Below are 23,910 nucleotides of genomic sequence, written 5' to 3' on the forward strand. Positions count from 1 at the left end.
AATTAAATCGTTTCCATATAATTTACTCAGGAGGCGATTCTATGAACGAAAATAACATACAGACCAAACCACATAACGTTATTATCGACAACCGCAGAAAAATGGAGCTTACAGGCGTCCGTGATGTTTCGGGTTTTGACGAGCAGACCGTAAGTCTTATAACCGAAATGGGAGGCCTTGTGATAAAGGGCACAGGACTGCATATAACAAGGCTGAGCCTTGATACAGGCGATGTAACCGTTGAGGGCAATGTAAACGCCATGCAGTATACAACAGCCGGTACACCCTCAAAGGGTCTTGTTTCCAAGCTGTTCAGGTAGGCGGTATCTTATGGAAGTTACTATAGAAATGGAATACCACTGCCTGCTGTGGTCATTTGTGCTGGGAGCTTTTGTGTACGGGGAATATGAGGTTTTTCGCTTGATACGCAGGATTTTTTCAAATAGCTTTATATCAAATTTTATCTGCGACATTCTATTTATGACTGCGGCAGGTTTTTCGGTCTTTACATTTGCTTTGGGATTCAGCAGCGGAGTGGTGCGCTGGTACACAATATTTGCCTGCGCTTTTTCCTTTGCTGTTTTGAGGCTGACCATAGGACAGCTGACCGGAAAACTGTACGGTTTTATTTTTACAGCTGCGGCAAAAATTTCCGCCGCTGTAAAGAAATTTTTTCAAAAGTTTCTCAAAACACTATTGAAAAATATAAACAAAATGTTGTATAATATTGTAAAGGTATATAGAAAGATTTTTTTATCGAAAGGAAAAAGGTGAAGTCTTTTGGCAGTAAAAAATAGGACAAAAACCACTGCTGATAAAAAGGATAATCTTTCCGGAACTGTAAAGGAATCCTCCGCTTCCAAAACATACGGTAAGCCGGAGCTTAAAGAAATAAAAAAACCGGAAAAGAAAAAGATCAATAAAATTGGTCTTACAATAAAATTAGCACTTGTTGTTTTTGCGGTTTATGCCGTAGTAACACTTTTGAATCAGCATATTGAGATTCTTGAAAAACAGCAGACTCTCAGCGACCTTGAAACCGATATTATGGTTCAGGAAATCAAAATTGAGGAAATTCAAAATGTGAAAAATTACAGTGACGAGGAAAACGCCGAATACATGGAGCAAATCGCCAGAAGCGAATTGGACTATGTTAAAAACGGCGAAAGAGTTTTTGTAAATGTTACAGGTTCATAAAATAATCTGTTATATAAATAAGGATTTTTAAAAACATAAGGGGTATTTTAATTTATGGCAATTGAAGTTGGCAGCATATTAGAAGGCAAAGTTTCTGGAATTACTAAGTTTGGCGCATTTGTTGATTTGCCGGACGGTACAACAGGTATGGTTCACATATCAGAAGTAGCTTCTACATATGTAAGTGAAATCAGAGACTTTGTAAAGGAAAATCAGGTTGTAAAGGTAAAGGTTCTTTCTCTTGGAGAAAAAGGAAAGGTAAGTCTTTCAATGAAGCAGGCAGTTGAACAGAAAAAACCTGCAAAGAGAAAGCCACGAGAGGCGGCAGCTCCTGTAACATCACCGGGAAATTTTGAATGGCAGCCCTCAAGAAGATCTGATGGTCCGGTAAGCTTTGAAGATATGATGTCAAAATTTAAACAGACAAGCGAGGACAAGATGTCCGACCTTAAACGAGCCGGAGAAAGCCGTGGCTACAGCCGCAGAGGCAATGGCAACGGCAGAAGATAAAAAATAAATAATGTAAAAATAAGATCTTGGATTTTTTAAGGTCTTAAAAGGAGGCATTGTTATGAAGATTACTTACACAGCAAGAAAAGTTACACTCAGAGATAATTTCAAAGAGAGGGTAGAAAAGAAGCTTTCAAAATTCCAGAAGATTTTTTCCGAGGATGCAGAAGCAAGCGTTGTTGTGACGGTTGAGAAAAATCGTCAGACTGTTGAAATCACAATCAGAGATAACGGTATGATTTATCGTGTTGAGAATTCACAGGCTGAGATGAACAATGCCTTAGATACAGTAACAGATATGTTGTCAAGGCAGTTAAGAAAAAACAAGACGAAACTCAGCCGCAGGTTGAGAGAAGGTTCAATCGACGACCTTGTTGTTGGAGATACTGCAGAACCTGAAGACGTTGAGGACGATTATCATCTTGTTAGAAGAAAGATGGTTCCCGTTAAGCCAATTACTGTAGACGAGGCAATTCTTCAGATGAATATGATTGGTCACAAGTTCTATATGTTTGTAAATGCCGATACCAACGAAGCTAATGTTGTATATCAGCGTGAGGACGGCGCATACGGACTTTTGGAGCCAACCATCGAAGAATAACATTACTGCCGCACAGCGGCAAGGTAAAAATTCGCTTTGTTTAATAGATATTCTGAGGTACAACGACTTAACGTGAATAAAAAAGCATTTGATGACGATACAGAAATAAATAAGCCTTCGGGCGGTTAAACAGAGAACAAAGGGTATCGGGATTTCCCGGTACCCTTAATTGTGGCTGTTTTTAAAAATATAAAAACGACAGGAGAATAATATGCCGAAATATACCTTTTCAGCGCCATGCCTTTTGGGAATAGAGGGTCTGGTTGGCAACGAGCTTAGATTTTTAGGGGCAGAGGAAGTTTCCCCGGAAAACGGCAGAGTAATTTTCAAAGGTGACTTTGAAATGATGGCGAGAGCAAATATCTGCTCAAGATATGCGGAGAGAATACAGATTCTCATGGGCGAATTTGAAGCTCTGTCCTTTGAAGAGCTTTTTCAGGGTGTAAAAGCCCTGCCATGGGAAAAATTTATATCAAAAACCGATGCTTTCCCGGTAAAGGGAAGAAGTTTAAGCTCTAAGCTTCACAGTATTCCGGATTGCCAGAAGATTATCAAAAAGGCGGTTGTGGAAAGATTAAAAGAAAAATACATGCTTCCATGGTTTGAGGAAACCGGAGCGGTTCATCAGATACAGTTTCTTATTCTCAAGGACAGAGTAAGCGTGATGATTGACACTTCCGGAGCAGGACTTCACAAACGTGGATACAGAGAAAAGGCAAACGATGCGCCTATTAAAGAAACCCTTGCAGCAGCGTTGGCTGAAATATCCGGCGTCAGAAAAAATCATGTGGTTGCAGACCCAATGTGCGGAAGCGGAACAATATTGATTGAAGCTGCTTTAAAGGCGAAAAATATCGCTCCGGGTATAAATAGGTATTTTGCCGCCGAAAAATGGAGTCAGATTCCTTCCTATATATGGAAAGAGGAGAGGAAAAGAGCAAAGGAGTCAGAACGTGAGGACTGCACCTTTAGGGGCTACGGTTACGATATAGACAGAGAAGCTTTAAAAACTGCTTTGGAGAATGCTCAAAAAGCCGGCGTCGCAGATATGATTAAATTTGAATACGGCGACGTGAGAAAGTTTAGATGTCCTGAGGAACGCTGTACGGTTATAACAAACCCTCCATACGGTGAAAGACTTCTGGATTTGAAGAGTGCCGAAGAGCTTTACAAGGTGCTGGGAGAAAACTATAAACATACTCCGGATATACGATATACAGTTATAAGTCCTGATGATGACTTTGAAAAATGCTTCGGCAGAAAAGCCGATAAAAGAAGAAAGCTTTATAACGGAATGATAAAATGCCAGGTTTATATGTATGGCGTTAAAAAGAAATAAGCTTTAATTTTATGTACAAAATTTGCGGGTGATGAAAATTGAGTTCTTACAAAGATGTATTTAAGGTTGCCTTCCCCAAGACAATACCCATATTATTCGGGTATCTTTTTCTTGGATGTGGTTTCGGTGTGCTTTTGGCAAAAAGCGGATATCACTTTTTGTGGACAACCTTTACGGCGAGTACGGTCTATTCCGGCTCAATGCAGTATGTAGCGGTTGATTTGCTGAATAAGCCATTCAGTATTTTCAACGCTGTGATAATGACCTTGGCGGTAAATATAAGGCATGTGTTTTATGGTCTGTCCCTTATTGAAAAATATAAGGGAATAGGGGTGAAAAAAATATACTGCATGTTCGGTTTGACAGATGAAACCTATTCTCTTGTGTGTTCTCAATACGTTCCCGAATATATAGATAAAGGCAGATATTATTTCGTGACCACACTTCTCAACCACTGTTATTGGATTACCGGCTGTACTGTTGGAGGAATTATAGGACAGTTTGTAGAGTTTAATGCAAAGGGCATAGACTTTGTTATGACGGCTCTCTTTGTGGTTATTTTTCTTGAGCAGTGGGAAAGCACAAAGGAACACAGTCCGGCGCTTATCGGTGTGGGATGCACAGCTTTGTGTCTTATAATTTTTAAAAGCTTTTTGCCGCTTTTATCTACATATTTCCTTATTCCTGCTATGATATGCATATTTACAGCGCTGACAGTGTTCAGAGCGCCTCTTGAAAGGAGGCTTTCCAGATGACCCAGACTGCTGTTCAGTCCGTAATAACTCTTTTGATTATTGCGGCAGTTACATTTGTTTTGAGAGCCTTGCCTTTCATGCTTTTCAGAGGGAGCAAACCGGTTCCTCCGTTTATATCATATCTTGGAAAGGTTTTACCCTTTGCGGTAATCGGTATGCTTGTGGTTTACTGCTTAAAAGATGTTTCTTTTGTTTCAGGAACATACGGTTTGCCCGAGCTTATAGCTATAGTGGTTATAGTAATACTCCATAAATGGAAACACAATCTCCTCCTGTCAGTAGGCGGAGGAACTGTACTCTATATGCTTTTGGTGCAGTTTGTTTTTATATGAGATTTTAAGACAATTATCCCTTTTGGATAGTTGTCTTTTTTCATAACCGGACACGGAAATCCGCTAAGGTTGACAAAAACTTTCTTATTGGTTAATATATAGGTAGTCGTGTAAATCTGCGGCAAATTATTTTGTAAGGAATGATTACATGTTTGTACTTAATGATTACATGAAAAAGAACCTTAGATTTATCATACCGGTTGCAGCTTTAATCGTGCTGGCAATAATTTTTGGAATAATGTATATTGTAAACAATAACTCAGATCAAGATAATACTGATACTACCGAACCTGTTTCCACTGAACCACAGACAACAATGACAGCTACCGAAGAGTTGAGTCAGTATAAAATAGGAATAATGCAGTTTGACGATTCTCAGGAATACAGCGACGTATACGATGAGTTTGTGTTGGCTATGGAACACAGAGGTTTTACCGAGGGCGTAAATGTAGAGTATGTTTATATGAACGCAGAGGGTGACAGCGAAAAGTGTTCAGATATGGCTCAAAGCATTGTAGACAGCGGCGTTGATTTGATATTTGCTATTTCCGAAGAAAACGCAGTTGCAGCGTACAATGCCACAAAGGATATCCCGATAGTTTTCGGCGCTGTAAATGACCCGGAGGAAGCAGAGCTTATTGACACCAATGAAGCGCCCGGAGCCAATGTTACCGGAGTATCTGATTATTCACCGAGTATTGAACAGATAGATTTAATAAAAACAGTTTTCCCGGAAGCAAAAACAGTGGGTGCTGTATATGATGAGTTAAACGAAAGCTCAGTTACACAGATTTCTCTGGCAGAAACACAGGCACAGACAAATGAAATGACATTTGACAAATATCCTGTAAATGATACCACTGACTTTGATTCATATATAACTGATATGATTGAAAAGGTGGATGTTATATATCTGCCGTACGATGAACTTCTGATAGATAATATAGATAAAATAACCGCTGTAGCCTACGAGCACGGAATTCCTGTTGTGGGCGGCAATGAAGAGATGGTTCAAAAGGGCTGTACAATCGCATACGGAATTGATTATGCGGATGTAGGTAAGCAGTCTGCGCTTATGGCGGTGGAAATTCTTCAAAATGACGGAACACCTGCTGAGATGCCGGTAAGATACTTAAACGAGCTTATTCTCTATGTGAATACGGAAGCAAAAGAAAAACTTGGCTTTGAGCTTGACGAAACACTTCAAAATAAAGCTGTTTTATTGCCTGAGAAAAGCGAAGAATAAAAGACAAAAGAATAATTTAGAAAAAGCAGGAGTATATTTTTATTTCCTGCTTTTTTTGTGTTTGTAAAGGATATGACAATGTGTCAGTTTTATGAAATTTAAAAAATTTCCCTTTAAAGGTCAAAATACACTTGATTTTTTCAAAGATATGGTATAAAATATACTTAGCACTCAAGGATAAAGAGTGCTAAACGATGATAGCTATTTAAAGGAGGACATATATATTATGAATATTAAACCATTGCTTGACAGAGTAGTACTTAAAGTTGAGGAAGCTGAGCAGACAACAAAGAGCGGAATTATCCTTTCTTCTGCAGCTCAGGAGAAGCCACAGTTTGCAACAATCGTTGCAGTTGGTCCTGGCGGCCTTGTAGACGGAAAAGAGGTTAAGATGTATGTAAATGTCGGCGACAAGGTTATTTCCAGCAAATACGCAGGCACAGAGGTTAAGCTTGACGGCGAAGAGTACACAATCGTTCGTCAGTCCGATATTCTCGCAGTTGTAGAATAATTAAAAAGATAATAAGCGAATAGTATAAATAAATGGAGGCAATTTATCATGGCAAAACAAATAGCATATGGTGAGGAAGCAAGAAAGTCACTTATGAAAGGTATCGACAAGCTTGCCGATACAGTTAAAATTACACTTGGTCCTAAGGGCAGAAACGTTGTTATAGACAAGAAATTCGGCGCACCGCTTATTACAAACGACGGTGTTACAATCGCAAAGGAAATCGAGCTTGACGACCCATTTGAGAATATGGGTGCACAGCTTGTAAAGGAAGTTTCAATCAAGACAAATGACATCGCAGGCGATGGTACAACAACAGCTACATTGCTTGCACAGGCTCTCATCCGTGAGGGTATGAAGAACGTTACAGCAGGCGCAAACCCAATGGTAGTTAAGAAGGGTATCGCAAATGCAGTTGAGGCAGCAGTTGAGGCTCTTACAAAGAACAGCAAGGCTGTTGAGGGAAGCAACGATATCGCAAGAGTTGCAACAGTTTCTTCTGCTGATGAGGAAATCGGTAACCTTATTGCAGAGGCAATGGAGAAGGTTACAAAGGACGGCGTTATCACTGTTGAAGAGTCAAAGACAGCAAAGACATACAGCGACGTTGTTGAGGGTATGATGTTCGACAGAGGTTACATCGCACCTTACATGGTTACAGATACAGATAAGATGATTGCAGAGCTTGACAATCCATATATCCTTATCACAGATAAGAAGATTTCTAATACTCAGGAAATTCTTCCTTTGCTTGAGCCAATCGCTCAGTCAGGCAGAAAGCTCCTCATCATCGCTGAGGACGTTGAGGGCGAGGCACTGACAACATTGGTACTCAATAAGCTCAGAGGCGTATTCACATGCGTAGCAGTTAAGGCTCCTGGATTTGGCGACAGAAGAAAAGAAATGCTTCAGGATATCGCAATCCTCACAGGCGGTACAGTAATCACATCAGAGCTTGGTCTTGAGCTTAAAGAGGCTACACTTGACATGCTCGGTACTGCAAGACAGGTTAAGGTTGACAAGGAAAATACAATCATTGTTGACGGCGCAGGCGATAAGGGTCAGATAGCAGCAAGAGTTGCACAGATTCGTTCACAGATTGAAACAACAACATCTGACTTTGACCGTGAGAAGCTTCAGGAAAGACTTGCAAAGCTTGCAGGCGGCGTAGCAGTTATCAAGGTTGGTGCAGCTACTGAGATTGAAATGAAGGAAAAGAAGCTCAGAATCGAAGACGCTCTTGCAGCTACAAAGGCAGCTGTTGAAGAGGGAATCGTTGCAGGCGGCGGTATCGCACTTATCAACGCTATTCCGGCAGTTGAAGAGCTTTACAACAAGACAGAGGGCGATGAGAAAACAGGCGTTAAGATTGTTCTTAAAGCTTTGGAAGAGCCACTTCGTCAGATTGCAGCTAACGCAGGTCTTGAGGGTTCTGTAATCGTTAACAACGTAAAATCAGCCGGTAAGGTTGGATACGGCTTTAACGCACTTACAGAAGAGTACACAGACATGATTTCTGCAGGTATCGTTGACCCAACTAAGGTTACAAGAAGCGCATTGCAGAACGCAGCTTCTGTTGCAGCAATGGTTCTCACAACAGAGTCATTGGTAACAGATATTAAGGAGCCTGCACCAGCAGTTCCAGCTGCACCTGATATGGGCGGAATGTATTGATAAAAAGTTTACTCCTTTAGAATATCTTAATATATGTACAGCAAAGGCTTCGGCTTTTGCTGTACTTTTTTGTTTTGTGTGATATAATTGACTTATGAAACGGAGTGATAGTAGTGATTAAAAAAGATAAAAAATCAATTTGTGAAATTATCAGTATTTCTGTTATGGCTGTGTTTGCTGTAATATCATTTTTTATTCTTCCGTATAATATCGCCATACAGTGGAACGGCACTCAGGCAAGCTCATACGGAAGTAAATGGTTTATCTTTTTACCTGTAGTAATTGGTTTAATGCTTATTCCGTTAATGAATTATTTTGAAAACAGATTTATGACTTTCTCAACGATTGTTCTTTTTACACTTCTTATAGTGTTGTTTACATGTCAGATTTATATGGTTGTGTTTTCTTTTTATCCTAATATTCAAATACCTATAAGTGTTCCCATAATTATAGAGGCTGTTTTAGGTGTCGTTGCGTGTGGTATTTATGCATTGAAAAAGAGAGGTTAAATTATGCAGAGAATAAGAAAAGCCGCCCTTGTGTGCTGTTCAAATCCCATTTCAACAGATAGAAAAAATGAGATAGAAAAATTAAAAAACATATTGCAGACAATAGGAATAGAAACAGCGGAAAGTCCCTGCATATTTTCAGATGATGTTTTGTCATTTTTAAAAACAGAAAAAAACAGGGCAGATGCACTTTTAAATTTTTATAAGGATAAAACAGTTGACGCCATATTCGACATATCAGGGGGAGATTTATCAAATACAATTTTAAATTACTTGGATTTTGATATTATAAAAAATAACCCTAAGCCATTTTTTGGTTACAGTGATCTTACAGCCCTTATAAACGCCCTGTACAGCAAAACTTCAGCAAGCTCATTCCTGTATCAAATAAGAAATATAATCAAGCACAGCGGCTCAGAAAGCCCTTTACAAAGGTTTAATGACTTTAATAAGAGTATAAGCGATGATTTTCTGAATTTTAAATACAGGTTTTTAAGGGGAGAAAGCTTTTCAGGCATTTTGATAGGCGGAAATATAAGGTGCTTTTTAAAACTGGCGGGAACGGAGTTTTTTCCTGACCTAAGCGGAAAGGTTCTCCTTTTGGAAAGCCTTGGAGGGGATGTTCCAAAAATCACTTCCATGTTTGCACAGCTTAAAAGCTTAAAATCTTTTGAAAAAGTAAACGGAGTAATACTTGGAACATTCACACAGCTTGAAAAGGAACAGGAAACAAAAGCCATAGAGGAAATAGCATTGCATTTTATTGATGAAAAGACACCTGTTGTCAAAACCGAAGAAATAGGTCACAGCCCATTTTCAAAGGCAGTAAAGATTGGAGAAAAAATTGAAATAATAAAAAGATAAAAATTATCCAGCCGTCGGACAAACAAAGCCGACGGCTGGATTTATTATATAGTTGATTATACCTTAATGTGAAATTTATTAAAAAATATCGAATATTGAAAAAATAAATGAAATATTGAAAGAAGAAGAGCTGCATATATGCTAAAATAAATTTATAGAAAAATTGTTATTTCATTTTTTATAACTGCAAAGAGAAAAATAAATAACGATAGGAGTGGTGTTTGGAAAAAATATAAAAAAGAAACGGATAGGATATGGCCTTAAACTCAATTTACTAATAAATAATAATACACTTGAAAAATATAATATATACGAAAATATATTTTAAATAATAATTATAATAATTTTATGAAAATTGATGAGAAGGGCATATTTTTAAAATCCGATAAAGGGAGGTAGTTTTTGATATAAGCGAATAATTAACAGAGATTTAGCTGTAATGCTATCGGCTATGATTGTGCAGCAAAACAATTTTGGAAATATTATTATGTAAGCTTATCGTTGATTAAGAGAAGATGAATGACAATATTAGTTTATAATTGTGTGATAATATCCTTATTTTGCTAACAATAAATCTAATTTTATTTATAAATTATTTGTATACCTTAATAGGAGGAAAAAATGAAAATATTAGCAAGGAAAAATGTAATTTCTGTTCTGCTTTCGGCTTCAATGCTTACATCTGTTGCTTGCGGCTCTGTTTTCAGTGGTTTTGCTGAAAATACCGGAACAGACGGATATCTGGAACTCGACAGAACAGGCATGACTGCCACGGCTTGTACACAGTATACAGATTATATTTGTAACGGCGACAGCTGTGCTCAGGCAATGCTCGACGGTAATGAAAACTCATGGTGGCATACCGATTGGAATTCTCCGGCAGACATTATAAGACCGGAACATCCATATCATTGGGTAAATATTGATTTGAACGGGGCTAAGACAATTTCTAAAATCACATATTTGCCGAGAAACACTCAGTCCAATGGAAGATGGCTCAAATTTGATGTTATTATTACAGATGAAAATGACAAGGAAGTTAAGATTATCGAAAATGGTACTTTTGATTATGTTGAGGACGATGGAGATTTTACCTCAAGAGATATAGTATTCGATCCTGTAACAGCAAAGTCCGTTAAAATTCTTATAACCGATACAGACGGTCAGGGAGGAGTTCAGGATCATGCTGATTGTGCAGAGCTTTATTTCTACGGACCTGCAAATCCTATTGACAGTCTTAAATCAGTTATTGCAGAAGCTAAAAAGCTCAATGCAGACGAAAAAACTACTCAGGCAAAATACGCACTTTTAAATGCTATAGCTAAAGCCGAAGAGGTTTTAGCAGAGGCTGAGGAAACCGGAGATGATGCAAATGTTGAAACGGCCGCTAAAGATCTCCGTGGAGCAATAAAAACCTTTAATGACGCCGCAGAAGCTGTTAAGCCATTGGAGCTTGACAGAGCTGATATGAGTGCGGAAGCCTGTTCTCAGTACACCGATAAAATTCAGGACGGAGATGCCTGTGCAGATGCTGTACTGGATAATAATGTTGCAACATGGTGGCACACAGATTGGAGAAGTCCTGCTCATGTTATAACACCTGATCATCCTCACTGGATAACAGTGGATTTAGGCGGGGTAAAGGAGATTTCTCAGATTACATACCAGCCAAGAGCAAACCAAGCAAACGGACGCTGGCTTAAATACAACCTTATTGTCACTGATGAAAATGGAAACGAAATAACCGTAATTGAAAATGGTGACATGGGATATACAGAGGACGAAAAAGATTTTTGTTACCCCAGTGTTATTACATTTGACCCAATAAAGGCAAAATCATTCAAATTCGTTATAACAGATACAGACGGCGACAGCAAAGGCGACCATGCAGCTTGTTCAGAGCTTTATGTTTATGCTCCGGCTCCTGTTGAAAAACCTCTTGCCACTTTTGAAGTTATAAGCGATACACATGTTTCCGGTACTGACACTAATTCAGGCAACTATCGCTACCTTACAGATGCTATTGAGGATATTAAAAAGCAGTTCCCTGATACGTCTGCAATCATTAACTGCGGAGATATTGCCGACTATGGCAACGAGGAAGAGATGTCAACATATTTTGGACTGCTCGGCGAGTATGTTGATGATTTCAGCGATGATTTCAAGTTTATAAATGCTCTCGGCAATCACGATATAAGATGGAAGAGCGGCGGATACGATGAGGTTTATGAAAGATATATGCGTCTTAATAAGCCATTCAGAACAGACGATTCTGATAATATATATTATGATGAATGGATAAATGGCTGCCATTTTATTGTCATGAATACAGAATGGGATACAAAGGATAGATGGTTTGTATCCGATGAGCAGCTTCAGTGGTTAAGAGAAAAGATAGCAGAAAACAATGAGGATGGAAGCAAGCCTGTATTTGTTATAGCTCATCCGCCTTTAAGAGACAGTTTTGAAAAGAGCTCTGAATGGGGCGGAATAGGTGTTCAGGATTATAAAATCAAAGAGGTTTTGAGAGATTATCCAAACACATTTTTATTTACAGGACACATTCACGCAACCAAAACTTCCACAACTGTATTGCCTACTGATTTTGGTTATATGGTTGATGTTCCGTCAATTCCATACAGCGGACAGATAGGATATCATGTATCTGTTTACAGCGACAGAGTAGAATTCAGCCTTTATGATTATGCCAATAATAAGGTTTTAAGCGAGTACGATAAGGTTGCCCAGCTTCCAAATCCCGCTGCTGAAAACGGTAAGGTACTTGATGTAAACTTTGACAATGAAACAGCAGACGACAGAACAGATAACGGAAATAACGGCACTGTAGTTGGCGATGTTGAATACGTTGAGGGTTACACAGGAAAAGCGGTTCACATTGTAAATGATGGTACAGGCAAGGCTCAGCAGTATATTGATTTCGGTGACGTCTTGAAACTTGACGACAGTGATGTAACAATAATGTTTAACTATAAAGCCGGCGAAAAAACATTTGAGGATCAAGTTATTTTCGGAAATGTTTCTTCAAACGATGCAGATGCAGGATATTCATTTAAACAGACAGCGGAAGGCATTGATTTCAGCACAGGAGACGGCGCTTTTGATTCTGAGTCAAGTGCGAGATATCAGGACGGCAAGTGGCATAACTTTGCTGTAACTATTGACCGTGACGGCAAGGCTATATACTATGCAGACGGTATAAAGGTAAGTGAGGAGGATGTATCCTCAGCTGGTATATCACTTGATGCTGACGGCAAGCATTTGATATTAGGAGCAGACGCTGACGGAAACTGCGGCGTTAAGGACGCATATTTTGATGATGTTAAGATTTACAGACATGCTATTCTCGAGTCAGAAATGACAATAGTATATAATCCTTTTACAATTACTACAGCCGTTGATTCTGCAACACTTGAGTGGGATTCAGACTATCTTGATTATGCAGGTCATCCTCTTGCAGTAGACTATGTAGTGATTAACAGAACTCAAAAGATTGAAGTTTCAGACGATGTTGAAAGCTTTGTAATAGAAGGATTAGAGCCTGGTACAGAATATGACATTTTGGCTGTAACTCATGAGCTTGATCATCCTAATAATCTTCAGGATGCATATCAGTTTAAAATTACAACAAAGCAAAACGCCTATGAACTTGGTGATGTTAACCATGATTCAAAAATAGATATAAATGACGCAACACTGGTTCAGCAGTATTGTGTGAAAATGAAGCTGGAAAACTTCGATGCAGCCCTTGCAGATTTGAATAATGACGGCAGAATTACTGTTACAGATGCCACAATTATCGGATTTATAGCAGCAGGTATTAAGTAAAAATATTTTGCAAAAACAAAAGGACGAGTTCGTACCCCTCACATAAGGAAGTGAAGGGTACGAGGGCATCTCTGCATCAAATTACGGTATAGTCTTTGTGGCTATGCCGTTTTTTCTTTATCTAAATGTTTCTGTTTCAAGCGTTCTTGAAACATTTCTTCATATTCTTCAGCAGATGGAGCATTGATAATACCAATACCATTATAGTAAATATCAATAGGGTATACGGTCTTTCCATCTATGACTTGCTTTTTCGATACCATAATGTAGTCAATAAACTCATTGACGATGGCAGGCGTAAGTTCCTTGATTTCCGTATAACGCCTGACTTTCTCCACAAATTCTGACACATTTGCGGCTTTGTCATTCTGCATTTCAATGTCTGCTTTTAACTGGACAAGAGATTCTTTTAAGGCTTTTTGCTCAGCTTCGTAGTTTGCTGACATTGTTACAAAACGCTCATCGCTCAGTTTGCCCTCTACGTTATCCTCATAAATCCGCTGAAACAATACGTCAAGTTCCGCAATACGCTTTTCGGATTTGGCTAATTTCCGCCGCTTCTTGGCAATTTCTTTCCGCTGTTCCTCGCTTGATTTGTCAAGCTGCTCCTGCACAAACTGTTTTTCAAATGCCTGCACATAGAACAGGACACGTCGCAAACTTTCAAGCACTAAGGCATGGACAACCTTTTCGCGAATATAATGTGCCGTACAGTTTGCCGTATTCTTGCGGTAGTTAGAGCAGAAAAAGTATGCCTGCTCTCGGCTGTAATTGTTCGTCACGCTATAATACAGTTTTCCCCCGCAGTCAGCGCAATAGAGTAATCCAGAAAAAATACTTATTTCACCTGTGCGGTTTGGTCTGCGTTTATGACTTCTAAGCTCCTGCACGAGTGCCCAAGTTTCGCTGTCAATGATAGCTTCATGGGTATTCTCAAAAATTTTCCATTCCTCTTTCGGTTTGCGTATCATGGTCTTGTCCTTGAATGAACGAGTAGTAGAGCGGAAGTTGACTGTATGACCGCAATATTCAAGCCGTTCCAGAATATCTGCAACCGTCCTTGTCGCCCATTTATGCGGTATGGTAGGAAGCGCAGAGGTATTTCTACCTTGTGCTTGCCAATGCTCCGTTGGCGTTTTTATACCCTCCGAAAAAAGAATATTTGCTATCTGTGTCGGTCCATAGCCCTCAACGCATAGGCGGAATATTTTGCGTACAACTTCGGCGGCTTCTTCGTCAATTAACCAATGGGCAGGCTCAGCTTCATTCTTCTTGTAACCGTAGGGGATAACCGTTGTAAGAGGTTTTCCCGACATGCCTTTGTTCTGGAATACTGCCCGTACTTTCTTTGAAGTATTCTTAGCATGCATCTCATTGAACCAGTCCTGCACAGGGAGAAAATCACTCAATCCATCCTTTGTGTCAATATTGTCCATAATAGCAATATAGCGGATTCCCAGACGGACAAAATCTTCTTCCAATAGCTGACCGACAACAAGGCGGTTTCTGCCAAGCCTTGAATGGTCTTTGACAATAATTGTTCCGATTTTCCCCGCTTCGGCAAGCTCCATCAGTTCCATAAAAGACGGTCTTGTGAAGCTGACACCAGAATATCCGTCATCTACGAAAAATTGGGGATTCTGAAATCCGTTATCCTTTGCGTACTTGCTGACAATAGATTTTTGGTTGGTAATGCTGTTGCTCTCCCCTTGCAGCATATCGTCACGGCTAAGCCTGCAATAGAGAGCAGTAATTTTTTCTGACTGTCTGTTCAAAATAAACTCCTTTCCGACAGTCGAATATGATGTTTGTAGTGATGTTATTCTACCATATCTACTGTCTTGCTTCAATGCTTTAAAGCGTGAATTTGAAATATTTTTACACTTCTATGCTAATATCCGATTGACCTTGGTTATCATATCTTCTCTTTGCTCCCTATCAAAGTGGGCGCAGACGACATAATAAATACCATCCATTTTCTTTACAAAATCTAAATCTTTTGGTTTTGAAATTTGCTCGAAGAAAGCAAGTCGCTTCTCCTTCGGCATATCTGCAAGCATATCGTAAATGTTGTTGATTGCCTCTCGGATAGTAGTGTCTTCGATAAATTGTTCCTTTGTTGTTTCGTCTATATAGCTGTTCATATGCAATAATCCTCCTATAAAGAATAGAGTGAGAGAAAATTTCCCTCACTCTATAGTCCTTGAAAAAGCTGAAAATTACCCTCTAACGCTTAAATTGCTTCAGCTTTTTCCGCAGATGGTCTAATCTTGCGTAGATAGCTCCTGTTGTCAGACCGACAAGTGGCGCAATCTCCTTTATGGAATAGCCCTGCATTTTCAGCAGGAGAATACGCAGAGTACGCTTGTCCACCGTAAGCAATGCACGATAAAGCGTTTCGTTTTCGATTTCATCTAACAATTCATCGACAGAATGTATCTCTGCCTGCGACTCTCTATCCGCCATTTCTTCAAGGTACTCCGCTACATCATTTGTCCAACGGTAAAATCGCCTGTTGGAATTAAAATCTGCTCTGTCATAAGTACGGATTTCCTCAATCGTGCTTTCGTCAACGCCGCACTCTCGCAATATCTTTTCTTCGTTCTCTTTCCAGATATGCCATTTGCGTTCTTCCCGTCCGTGGTTATATGCCATTTCATATGTCCTCCAATCTGAATTTTTGAAATGCTAAAAATCCAGATGGAGAGGGGGAGAACGGCATCCTACGCCGTAAACCGGCTTCTTGCAGCGTTCCTCAAAAAACGACAAAAGAAAAACCGCAGAGGCTGTCAGACCTCCACGGCTTTCGGATATATAAATTCTATTTTGTAGATATTTGGCTTCTACTTTGAGGGTGTAAGAGTTCCTTGCATAAGCAAGAATTTTTTTGACGGGTTATCCCCACAAATCCATGATGCAATGTATGTAGCTGCTGCTTCGGATAAGCAGCAGAGCGACGGTCTTAGACCAACGCATAGAAAATCCCTCCAAACTCAAACGGGTCTGGAGGGTATCAGTAATTCATCTTGGCATAACGAAACCGCCCACCAAAAGCACCGTTTTTTTTATTCGGTGGGCTTGTCCTACCTATTGTTATATAAAAATAGAGCCGATAAACTGTGTGTATCTCACAAATTCATCGGCTCTGCGTCTTAGCGTCTGGCTCTTTGATGGTTTTAGATAATGTAGCTTTAATTGCCCCTTTAGCGTGAATACGAACTACGCTAACCTCATCGTGCGTTGCTATATATTCTAATTTTTCTAAATATGGTCGCACAAACTCAGGCTTTCGTTTTCCTAACACCCGAAACATCTCTGGTGCTTCTATTCGGACTCTTTCGTTTTCATCGTTAAGAAGCTCTGCAAATATTGGCAAGCAATCTTCATACACCGCCCATGTATTTGTCGCAATGTTTTCCGAAGCCCATATAAAACTTAACCGTACATTAGGGCTTTTATCTCCTGCCAAGGATAATAGTTCCTCAAAATAAGGGGCAACAAGGTCGTAATCTGCTCTGCCAATTCGTCCTAAAGCATTAGCGGTACGCTCTCTTAGTAAGTCATTTTCCGAAACGATAAAAGAAGCAATTTCTTTTGTATATGGTGCGACTTCCTGCGGATATATCAATCCCATCTCTCCAAGCAACCACATTGCTTTAGCCGTTATTTTAGGGGATTGATTTTTAAGTAAAGAAGCTACATAGGGGATATTTTGTTTCCAAATAGTTTTATCTTTTGTCAGTTGACCAAGTTCACGATATAATCTTTCATCCATCAGCGTTGTTTTCACCTTTCCTTATCATCTCGCTTTTTATCAAAATCTTCAATGACCGTTACTTGAAGTTTTTTTGCTTCAATCAATGTTTCCTGTTTACATTTCGGACAGTATAGGGGGAAATTCAAAAGAACAGTATCTTCTCTGATTTGATTACGAGTTTTATTGCCACAAACAGGACAGAGTATCCATTCTATTTTTGTCATTTTAATACCTCACTATCGATCTAAAAGAACAAGTTGCTCATAGAATTATAAACAAAAGGAATATACATACAAAACAAAGCAAGGCGTTCCCATAATCCTTCATACTTCAAAATGGTATTTTGAAATTGCTCCTTATCTCCCATAACAAAACAGGCAAAGAAAATAAGCGATAAAACAAATGAGCTTATACTGATGATGCCCTCAATCATGTTATTTTGCTTAAATGAAACAATACCATTTAGCAACGAAAAAATCAGTAAAGCCATGAAACCGATTGCAGCACCTACTCCATGTATCTTTGATGCTGTAGTAACTATGTCTTTGCTCTCGTTTACACTAAAAAATCCAGAAATAAGCCCTGCACCAACAGCAAAAATCCCAATCGAAAGAAGCATGAAAACCGCCAGAATAGGAAATTTTGCCCTTAATGACAAAAAGTATGCACCCGCTGTGTAAGCTAAGAAACCACCAAGCCAAACAAGCCATAAATTATAAATAAGTCGGACAGGGCTTTGCGGACTTCCTAAAGCACTCATAACCATTATCTTGCCGTTATATTCAGAATAAAATTGTTCCAATATCCACGGAACAATAAACTCGCCTATGATTGTGAATAACAAAATCATATTAAAGAACCTATTGTCTGCTATGTTTTTCATTTCGTTATTCTCCTAATATTTCTCTATACTTCCTTGAAAGTTATGGGCTTTTTCCAACAGCGGTCCTTTTGCCCCCATTGTAAAGGCAATATCACTGCTACGAATAGATAACAACTCCATTCCAAATTGTAGTTCTAAGACCGCCAAAGTGCTATACGGCAATTTAATCACACCATTTTTATCAATATCAAACCAAGCATATTTACGCCCTTTATATTGCATAAACTCGCCCTCCGAAAGCAAACAATCCCTTAATGCAGGACAATCCTCTAAAATATGCTTTAACTTTGAACCCCGCAGCAACGAATATGTAGTTACACAAAAACCGCCTGTTATTTTGCTTCCTGTAAAGATAATAATTTTTCCATCTCGTGTTGCATCGTACTCCGACAATGCTTGTGGTGGAATATGGATTGTTAAATCTGGGTGTATAACAGAAAGCCCAAATACAAATTTACCGCCTTTATTAAGCTGTGGCATAAAAACCTCCTTTTCTAGTATTCCATTTTCAATTTGACTGTGGTATAATAGTAGTGTTTATAAAAACTACTTTATATATAAAGTACTACAAATGCAACAGGATGTCAAGGAGGAAACTGTATGTTATCAAAACCTGCCACAATGCTTTTAGGTCTAATTTATGAAAAACCGCTTAACGCATATGAGATAATAAAGCTCTTAAACTACATGAATGTAAAATGGTGGTTTAATATCGCTGATTCAACCGTGTATTCTACGCTGAAAACTCTCGAAAAAAAGGAGTACATATTGGGTACTACTGAAAAAATAGGGAATATGCCAGACCGCACCGTTTATAGCCTTTCTGATAAAGGGAAAGACGAGTTTATCGCTACACTAAAGGCGTCTATTTTACAATTTAATTATGATACAAACATCTTTTCCATTGCCGCATTTTTCTTGAATACATTTACACCCGAAGAACAACAGGAGCTTTTACAGGAACGCCTTGCTGTCCTGCAAAAATACCGTACAGGAATTGAAAAGCAAGTAAATCCATTATGGGAGAATGAAGTTTCTGCTACTCATTCTGCAAATGTAAAAAGAATGATTGATTTAGTAGATGCGGAAATAACAGGAGCAAACCGTTTGCTTGAAAGCTGTAATAAAAACGATTAGTATAAGTGCATGAAAGAGCCGATGAGTTGTGAGTTACCTCACAAGTTCATCGGCTCTTTACATTTAACAGGGTTTTAGGGACAGAAGTCCCTAATAAGCGAATTTGGATAACCAAATTCAGTGCTTGGTAAGACATAACATCTAGCTAAAGATATTACTTATTACGTTCGGGCATTTCAACTTCGATTTCACTGTTTTCAACAATCCCTTCAATTTCAGTTCGTATTGGTTCATAGATTGGTATATCCTGATTGATAGCTTCAAAACTAACAGCTAAAGAATACTTTGCTTTAAACAGACCTCCCCAACCTTTGTGACCGCGAACCGCAATGCTAAAGGCATCACTCAATTGATTGGATTTGATTATACACCAATCCTTTTGAAGAGTACCATTTTTTCGAGAATATCCTTCCGCTGCACCCCGATTGGTTGACTCTCCTAGTACCCAGTTAAAATCGCCATCATCGTCAATGATAGCGCCCGTTTCAAAGATACGACGAGCAAATGTCTCCGCATTCTCTCCAATCCGGCTACAGCACCAGTCTAGCCATGTTGATAAATACCCTTTTACGTAACGTCGAGTCCGGCGAGGATTCGCTACGTAAGACAGAGTAACTTCGACCAAAATGTCATAATCTTCACCAACATTAGATAATTCTTCCGGAATAGGGACTTGAAAAATATGAGCTTCATCATCTCCAAGTTCCATAAGGGACGGTGTTACCAATGTTATTCGATACTCGTCATTATGAGTCGCACGTTCGACATCTGGAACACCATATCCTATATGGCGCAATGTGGAAACACATTCTTCTTTACTAACTTCATTGATATTCTTGGGCCACCGGGCAGATTGGGCTATTAATGCTCTATACAACAACGCAGGAGACTCTGGCAAAGCCTTTTCAACCTGTGATGCAATATAGGTGACTTTTGGCGCTGAAAAAGACGTGCCAACATCATCACGTGCAAAAGCTGGACCTTCTGGAGATTTACGAATTAGTTCCGGACATACTTCAGGAGGCGTTGTAAGTTGAGGTGGGACACTCCCTTTATTATACACGTGCGTCCCTCCATATTCGACAACTTCTGGCTTTAAGACGTCCCAAATACCTGGTCCTGAGCGTGAGAATGAAGAGACTTCCATATGCTTTCCCAATGCGATAAAATCATCAGTTTCTAACTCAGCCGTCGACACGGATCCTACGGTAATTGCTTGTAGGCTCTGCGCTGGATTGGAAATTCTACACAACTCTCTGTCAAGATATTCAGGATATGGATATCCCGCCTGCCAATAGGCCGATATGACATCTGTGGAAATATTTCCAGCCGCCTGTATAAACAAGACATCATGATTGTAAGACTGACTATCGATTTCAGCCGCCCATGGCGTCATGTGTTTCATTTCACAAGATCGACGGCTACCAATAGAATGATTAAATATTTTAGTTGGGATTGGGTTCTCAACATTATATTTTTGCACGGCAATAGCAATTGCCTTTGGTGGATACACATTTTCTGGCAGGCAATTGTTTTCATCAAGAATTCGCATGTTGCGAATCCAGCATGGAAGTTGATAAACTCCATCTAAAGGAATTGTCTTTGGATACAAGACTGCACCAGCCACACGTGTCCCATGTCCTCCTCCGGCAACTTCATCACTTATGCATGTATTATTGGGGAGCAAACTGATAGATTCGTCACTAGAAATTGCTGGTGCTAAATACTTATGTTCCTCCTGAATACCACTATCCATTACGCATACAATGGGAGCGGGTTGGGTAGGAGCCTCAATCTGTACGGTTTCGGTGAGACTGTCGTTATTTTCGGGAGCATCTCCCATAGCTATTGTCTCAGCTTCGGATACTTCAAATATATATGCAAAATTCAACACTAAGTCAAGCAAACATTTACCAGATATTCTTAAGCGTGCCGAGAAACTGTCAGGTAAATCGGCTATCTCCGATATGCCATCAGCGAGTTCCATAATTTTACCATTATAATCAGAAACAAAACTTTCTATTGTTTCCTCTCGTTGCATCTTGATTTCGTCCCAAACCATATAGGCGGTGTTAAACTTTTCTATCCACCGTTGCTCACGAACAGAATAGTGTTCATCGGTTTCATCATCTTTTCGATCGGGCCGTTTTGGCAACTCGATGTTTCCACAGCAACTAACGCCAATGTCGATAATATATATTGCATCTGGTGAAATTGTTGCCCATTTTGCATAGAGTTCTTTTGACAAAATCCTCTTAAGCCTATCACCATCTTCGCAGAGAGCATAAACTTTTGCTGGTGAATTGCACCTTGCAGTTACATTTGCAATAAAAGCATCTGCTTTCTCATTTAAAACCGAAAGGTCAACATCTTCTGTAGCAACTATAATAAATCCTTCCTCAATTTCACAGACAATTTCAAATCCTAGTCCACGCAGAAAATCAATATCAACAGAAGGATCTATTTCTAGCAGTATGGGAATACCAGTTTCTATTTCGGGCAGGGCATTTTCTGAACGTTCTGCTCGACGCTCTTTCCAAAAACGGGACAATTCAGCAGAGCGACGTTTCACATAGCCACCATGAGCAATTCGATTAGCAGTATTCCTCTTTGTCTGAGCAGATGCTGCGCCGCCACCACGCAATTTCGGTTTCCCTTGAAATAATAGTGGAAGCGGTAAATGCGTAAAGTCATTATTCTCTGCCATTGTCGTACCTCCTTACAGATTAAAATTTAGAGCTTTCTTCCAATGCTTTTACAAAATGTTCGTTACATACCTTTTTACACCCTGCAAGAACACCAATCTTTGCAGCCCGTTGCGCGATCAAAACAATATTGGCGGCAGAGTATCCATCCAATTGATTTGATATTTGATCCATATCAACATCTGGAGAGACTGGTATTGCAGATAAAGTCATCTCCAATAAGCGTTTACGTTCTGATTTCCCTGGCATTGGCATTTCAATAACATCATCAAATCTACGGAAAAGAGCCTCATCAAGCGACACCTTCAAATTTGTGGTAGCTAAAACCAATCCCGGAGCATCATATTCATCTAACAAAGTGAGTAACATATTGACGATTCGAGGGACTTCTCCAACATCCTGCGTTGTAATTCGAGATTTAGCAATAAAATCGCACTCATCAAGAAGCAAAACAACAGGCTCTCTCTTGCAATAATCAAATACCATTCTAAGATTCGAAGCTGATTCTCCAAAGTAAGAAGAAAGCAAAGAATCAAATCGAACCTTCAATAGAGGTAATCCGAGATTCCAAGCGATTCGTTCGGCACTTAAAGTTTTGCCACACCCCGGAGGGCCATAGAGGAGTATTTTTCTTTTAGGTACAAGGTTGAATTTTTTTAATCTTTCGCGCGCTACATATTCTTGTTCAATCGAAAGTAGGCGTTCTTCAACTTCATTCGGTAGAATCATATGATGTTTCAATTGTTCTCTCGGAATATACGATACCAATTGTGAATTTGTACGCTTGCTCTTGGGCAAAGAAGATAATCCACTTTCGCTTTTTTTGCTCTCAAACAGTGTGTATTTTGGCTTTTCAGTAATTGAGATTTTTTCCAATGAGTCTGCGAGAACGTTATGGCCGAGTTTGCGTTCCTCTTGAATGATCGTAAAGGCTATTTTCTTTAATGATGGTATATCTTCAGAAAAAATAGCTCGAAATAATCTCTTATATAATTCTGCTTTCATATAGCTAATCCTTCCTCTCGAATAATTGTCATTTTGATAGCGTATAAAATCATCAATTGTTGCTGACTTTATACTTTTGCTGTCCAGAGGAAGTTTTTTCAATTGGCTCTAAATAAGTTCCAGATGTATGAACATAGTTTAAAAATAAAGTCCCTAATAACAATCTGTCACTCCGGGATATTCGGTTCCACTCATAGCCTTTAAATAAATCACGTACAAGAAAAATCTCATTAGTATGCAGATGCTTTGTTTCTTCTATAGCTTGAGCTAAAAGATCGTTTGCAGTTGCCATTTTAAGTCCTCCTTGTTATCAACAACAAAATAAACAACGTTGTTTATATCATAGCATGTTGTTATTCAAAAATCAATAGCCAGCCTACAAAAGGTAAGATTTTTTCTGTAAATAACATTAAAGGCGGCATCAGCTTGACGCTAATGCCGCTATACATTTTAGCTATAAATCAATTCTCTTAAAACAGTTTCTTCTGCCTGTTGTCGAATACAATTCACTTTTCTTGTCCACTCAATGGGATTATTTTCTTTTAGCTGTTCGGTAATCCCCTGCATTTGTTTCACCTGTTTCACAATCCGCAAAAATCTTTCGTGGGCTTGATTATCAATCTCAGAAAGATATTTATATAATTTTCCACTTGTGAGCAGATTGATATAAGTCAATCTGCGATACTTCTGTAAATATTGCAAATGTTGCTGTCCATAAATACCAATATCCATCTCTTCACTTGCAGAAAGTGTAAGGTTAGGAATTAAATAATTGCTTTCTTTGTGGTATGCGCCACCAAATTGTTCAAATAATGATTTCATTGTAGTTCCCTCCGTAATTTATTCGATTTACTACAAATTCATCACATCCAACCATCATTACAAATTCTTTAAAATGCCGCAAGGGACACTTCCTTATGTGAAGTGTCCCTTCAGCCTGTCGAAAAAGCTCAGCTTTCGCTGGGCTTTTTTCGATAAAAGTGGTAAAATAGAAGCAGGTGATAAAAATGATAGAGAAAAACAGAAAAAACAGAGAGCA

Annotated in this window: 27 protein-coding genes; 15 read left to right on the forward strand and 12 right to left on the reverse strand. The window is 39.1% G+C overall.

The genetic code is table 11. The features are described from left to right. Positions 1-41: 41 nt before the first annotated feature. From yabP to B5F08_RS10590, 14 genes are all read left to right on the forward strand, one after another. A complete protein-coding gene (yabP, locus tag B5F08_RS10525; protein WP_087379054.1) occupies positions 42-320 on the forward strand; it encodes a sporulation protein YabP in 279 nt (92 codons plus the stop codon). A gap of 10 nt (positions 321-330) precedes the next feature. Next, positions 331-774: a spore cortex biosynthesis protein YabQ gene (yabQ, locus tag B5F08_RS10530; RefSeq protein WP_087379056.1), complete on the forward strand. Its 444-nt coding sequence runs from the start codon at positions 331-333 to the stop codon at positions 772-774. A 6-nt stretch (positions 775-780) separates the two neighbouring features. Beyond that, positions 781-1,197: an FtsB family cell division protein gene (locus tag B5F08_RS10535; protein ID WP_087379058.1), complete on the forward strand. Its 417-nt coding sequence runs from the start codon at positions 781-783 to the stop codon at positions 1,195-1,197. Between the two features lie 54 nt (positions 1,198-1,251). Continuing rightward, the gene (locus B5F08_RS10540) at positions 1,252-1,707 is read left to right on the forward strand and encodes a S1 RNA-binding domain-containing protein (protein ID WP_087379059.1); all 456 of its coding nucleotides are present in this window, start codon (positions 1,252-1,254) and stop codon (positions 1,705-1,707) included. A 61-nt stretch (positions 1,708-1,768) separates the two neighbouring features. Further along, on the forward strand, positions 1,769-2,308 hold the full coding sequence (gene hpf / locus B5F08_RS10545; RefSeq protein ID WP_087379061.1) for a ribosome hibernation-promoting factor, HPF/YfiA family: 540 nt from the start codon (positions 1,769-1,771) through the stop codon (positions 2,306-2,308). Between the two features lie 211 nt (positions 2,309-2,519). After that, on the forward strand, positions 2,520-3,647 hold the full coding sequence (locus B5F08_RS10550; RefSeq protein WP_087379063.1) for a THUMP domain-containing class I SAM-dependent RNA methyltransferase: 1,128 nt from the start codon (positions 2,520-2,522) through the stop codon (positions 3,645-3,647). Positions 3,648-3,685: 38 nt separating this feature from the next. Continuing rightward, positions 3,686-4,402, forward strand: coding sequence for an AzlC family ABC transporter permease (locus B5F08_RS10555; RefSeq protein ID WP_087379065.1), 717 nt, complete (start codon positions 3,686-3,688; stop codon positions 4,400-4,402). Beyond that, positions 4,399-4,734 (forward strand): branched-chain amino acid transporter permease, encoded by a 336-nt coding sequence (locus B5F08_RS10560; protein WP_087379067.1) that lies wholly within the window; start codon positions 4,399-4,401, stop codon positions 4,732-4,734. The genes B5F08_RS10555 and B5F08_RS10560 overlap by 4 nt, the downstream gene beginning before the upstream one ends. Positions 4,735-4,882: 148 nt before the next feature. Next, positions 4,883-5,980 (forward strand): ABC transporter substrate-binding protein, encoded by a 1,098-nt coding sequence (locus B5F08_RS10565; RefSeq protein ID WP_087379069.1) that lies wholly within the window; start codon positions 4,883-4,885, stop codon positions 5,978-5,980. Positions 5,981-6,206: 226 nt separating this feature from the next. After that, positions 6,207-6,491, forward strand: a complete 285-nt coding sequence (locus B5F08_RS10570) for a co-chaperone GroES (protein ID WP_087379071.1) — start codon at positions 6,207-6,209, stop codon at positions 6,489-6,491. Positions 6,492-6,539: 48 nt separating this feature from the next. Continuing rightward, positions 6,540-8,165: a chaperonin GroEL gene (groL, locus tag B5F08_RS10575; protein ID WP_087379073.1), complete on the forward strand. Its 1,626-nt coding sequence runs from the start codon at positions 6,540-6,542 to the stop codon at positions 8,163-8,165. Between the two features lie 113 nt (positions 8,166-8,278). Next, positions 8,279-8,674 (forward strand): hypothetical protein, encoded by a 396-nt coding sequence (locus B5F08_RS10580; RefSeq protein WP_087379075.1) that lies wholly within the window; start codon positions 8,279-8,281, stop codon positions 8,672-8,674. Positions 8,675-8,677: 3 nt separating this feature from the next. Further along, on the forward strand, positions 8,678-9,538 hold the full coding sequence (locus B5F08_RS10585) for an LD-carboxypeptidase (RefSeq protein ID WP_087379077.1): 861 nt from the start codon (positions 8,678-8,680) through the stop codon (positions 9,536-9,538). Positions 9,539-10,159: 621 nt separating this feature from the next. Beyond that, positions 10,160-13,384 (forward strand): discoidin domain-containing protein, encoded by a 3,225-nt coding sequence (locus B5F08_RS10590; protein ID WP_087379079.1) that lies wholly within the window; start codon positions 10,160-10,162, stop codon positions 13,382-13,384. 101 nt (positions 13,385-13,485) lie between these two features. Here the strand turns inward: B5F08_RS10590 and B5F08_RS10595 are convergent, their stop codons facing one another. From B5F08_RS10595 to B5F08_RS10630, 7 genes are all read right to left on the reverse strand, one after another. Beyond that, positions 13,486-15,159, reverse strand: a complete 1,674-nt coding sequence (locus B5F08_RS10595; protein WP_087379081.1) for a recombinase family protein — start codon at positions 15,157-15,159, stop codon at positions 13,486-13,488. A 111-nt stretch (positions 15,160-15,270) separates the two neighbouring features. Continuing rightward, a complete protein-coding gene (locus B5F08_RS10600) occupies positions 15,271-15,528 on the reverse strand; it encodes a hypothetical protein (protein ID WP_087379083.1) in 258 nt (85 codons plus the stop codon). An 82-nt stretch (positions 15,529-15,610) separates the two neighbouring features. Then, positions 15,611-16,039: an RNA polymerase sigma factor gene (locus B5F08_RS10605; RefSeq protein ID WP_087379085.1), complete on the reverse strand. Its 429-nt coding sequence runs from the start codon at positions 16,037-16,039 to the stop codon at positions 15,611-15,613. A gap of 481 nt (positions 16,040-16,520) precedes the next feature. Beyond that, on the reverse strand, positions 16,521-17,159 hold the full coding sequence (locus B5F08_RS10615) for a HEAT repeat domain-containing protein (protein ID WP_242968421.1): 639 nt from the start codon (positions 17,157-17,159) through the stop codon (positions 16,521-16,523). A gap of 11 nt (positions 17,160-17,170) precedes the next feature. Further along, positions 17,171-17,365, reverse strand: coding sequence for a cysteine-rich KTR domain-containing protein (locus B5F08_RS10620; RefSeq protein WP_087379089.1), 195 nt, complete (start codon positions 17,363-17,365; stop codon positions 17,171-17,173). Between the two features lie 20 nt (positions 17,366-17,385). Then, positions 17,386-18,024, reverse strand: a complete 639-nt coding sequence (locus tag B5F08_RS10625) for a DUF998 domain-containing protein (RefSeq protein ID WP_087379091.1) — start codon at positions 18,022-18,024, stop codon at positions 17,386-17,388. Positions 18,025-18,036: 12 nt separating this feature from the next. Then, positions 18,037-18,504: a hypothetical protein gene (locus B5F08_RS10630; RefSeq protein ID WP_087379093.1), complete on the reverse strand. Its 468-nt coding sequence runs from the start codon at positions 18,502-18,504 to the stop codon at positions 18,037-18,039. 120 nt (positions 18,505-18,624) lie between these two features. Between B5F08_RS10630 and B5F08_RS10635 the strand changes: the two genes are divergently transcribed. Continuing rightward, positions 18,625-19,161: a PadR family transcriptional regulator gene (locus B5F08_RS10635; protein ID WP_087379095.1), complete on the forward strand. Its 537-nt coding sequence runs from the start codon at positions 18,625-18,627 to the stop codon at positions 19,159-19,161. Positions 19,162-19,315: 154 nt separating this feature from the next. Here B5F08_RS10635 and B5F08_RS10640 read toward each other — a convergent pair whose 3' ends face one another. From B5F08_RS10640 to B5F08_RS13410, 5 genes are all read right to left on the reverse strand, one after another. After that, on the reverse strand, positions 19,316-21,868 hold the full coding sequence (locus tag B5F08_RS10640) for a S8 family peptidase (protein ID WP_087379097.1): 2,553 nt from the start codon (positions 21,866-21,868) through the stop codon (positions 19,316-19,318). A 19-nt stretch (positions 21,869-21,887) separates the two neighbouring features. After that, positions 21,888-22,871: an AAA family ATPase gene (locus tag B5F08_RS10645; RefSeq protein WP_242968425.1), complete on the reverse strand. Its 984-nt coding sequence runs from the start codon at positions 22,869-22,871 to the stop codon at positions 21,888-21,890. Positions 22,872-22,923: 52 nt separating this feature from the next. Then, positions 22,924-23,163 carry a single-stranded DNA-binding protein gene (locus tag B5F08_RS10650; protein ID WP_087379099.1) on the reverse strand — a complete coding sequence of 80 codons (240 nt, stop codon included), beginning with the start codon at positions 23,161-23,163 and terminating at the stop codon, positions 22,924-22,926. 158 nt (positions 23,164-23,321) lie between these two features. Continuing rightward, complete coding sequence (locus B5F08_RS10655) at positions 23,322-23,693, reverse strand: TnpV protein (protein WP_087379101.1); 372 nt, start codon at positions 23,691-23,693, stop codon at positions 23,322-23,324. Further along, positions 23,677-23,910, reverse strand: a 234-nt coding sequence (locus B5F08_RS13410) for a hypothetical protein (protein ID WP_204245192.1), incomplete at its 5' end; no start/stop codon positions are given. The genes B5F08_RS13410 and B5F08_RS10655, both read right to left, overlap by 17 nt.

The organism is Anaeromassilibacillus sp. An172, from assembly GCF_002160515.1.
Taxonomy (GTDB): Bacteria; Bacillota; Clostridia; order Oscillospirales; family Acutalibacteraceae; genus Limousia; species Limousia pullorum.

Bases quoted from the DNA above. Each gene is read 5' to 3' on its own strand.
- yabP (WP_087379054.1), top strand. From the start codon at position 42: ATGAACGAAAATAACATACAGACCAAACCACATAACGTTATTATCGAC.
- yabQ (WP_087379056.1), top strand. From the start codon at position 331: ATGGAAGTTACTATAGAAATGGAATACCACTGCCTGCTGTGGTCATTT.
- B5F08_RS10540 (WP_087379059.1), top strand. From the start codon at position 1,252: ATGGCAATTGAAGTTGGCAGCATATTAGAAGGCAAAGTTTCTGGAATT.
- hpf (WP_087379061.1), top strand. From the start codon at position 1,769: ATGAAGATTACTTACACAGCAAGAAAAGTTACACTCAGAGATAATTTC.
- B5F08_RS10550 (WP_087379063.1), top strand. From the start codon at position 2,520: ATGCCGAAATATACCTTTTCAGCGCCATGCCTTTTGGGAATAGAGGGT.
- B5F08_RS10560 (WP_087379067.1), top strand. From the start codon at position 4,399: ATGACCCAGACTGCTGTTCAGTCCGTAATAACTCTTTTGATTATTGCG.
- B5F08_RS10565 (WP_087379069.1), top strand. From the start codon at position 4,883: ATGTTTGTACTTAATGATTACATGAAAAAGAACCTTAGATTTATCATA.
- B5F08_RS10570 (WP_087379071.1), top strand. From the start codon at position 6,207: ATGAATATTAAACCATTGCTTGACAGAGTAGTACTTAAAGTTGAGGAA.
- groL (WP_087379073.1), top strand. From the start codon at position 6,540: ATGGCAAAACAAATAGCATATGGTGAGGAAGCAAGAAAGTCACTTATG.
- B5F08_RS10585 (WP_087379077.1), top strand. From the start codon at position 8,678: ATGCAGAGAATAAGAAAAGCCGCCCTTGTGTGCTGTTCAAATCCCATT.
- B5F08_RS10590 (WP_087379079.1), top strand. From the start codon at position 10,160: ATGAAAATATTAGCAAGGAAAAATGTAATTTCTGTTCTGCTTTCGGCT.
- B5F08_RS10600 (WP_087379083.1), bottom strand. From the start codon at position 15,528: ATGAACAGCTATATAGACGAAACAACAAAGGAACAATTTATCGAAGAC.
- B5F08_RS10605 (WP_087379085.1), bottom strand. From the start codon at position 16,039: ATGGCATATAACCACGGACGGGAAGAACGCAAATGGCATATCTGGAAA.
- B5F08_RS10615 (WP_242968421.1), bottom strand. From the start codon at position 17,159: ATGGATGAAAGATTATATCGTGAACTTGGTCAACTGACAAAAGATAAA.
- B5F08_RS10620 (WP_087379089.1), bottom strand. From the start codon at position 17,365: ATGACAAAAATAGAATGGATACTCTGTCCTGTTTGTGGCAATAAAACT.
- B5F08_RS10625 (WP_087379091.1), bottom strand. From the start codon at position 18,024: ATGAAAAACATAGCAGACAATAGGTTCTTTAATATGATTTTGTTATTC.
- B5F08_RS10630 (WP_087379093.1), bottom strand. From the start codon at position 18,504: ATGCCACAGCTTAATAAAGGCGGTAAATTTGTATTTGGGCTTTCTGTT.
- B5F08_RS10635 (WP_087379095.1), top strand. From the start codon at position 18,625: ATGTTATCAAAACCTGCCACAATGCTTTTAGGTCTAATTTATGAAAAA.
- B5F08_RS10640 (WP_087379097.1), bottom strand. From the start codon at position 21,868: ATGGCAGAGAATAATGACTTTACGCATTTACCGCTTCCACTATTATTT.
- B5F08_RS10645 (WP_242968425.1), bottom strand. From the start codon at position 22,871: ATGAAAGCAGAATTATATAAGAGATTATTTCGAGCTATTTTTTCTGAA.
- B5F08_RS10650 (WP_087379099.1), bottom strand. From the start codon at position 23,163: ATGGCAACTGCAAACGATCTTTTAGCTCAAGCTATAGAAGAAACAAAG.
- B5F08_RS10655 (WP_087379101.1), bottom strand. From the start codon at position 23,693: ATGAAATCATTATTTGAACAATTTGGTGGCGCATACCACAAAGAAAGC.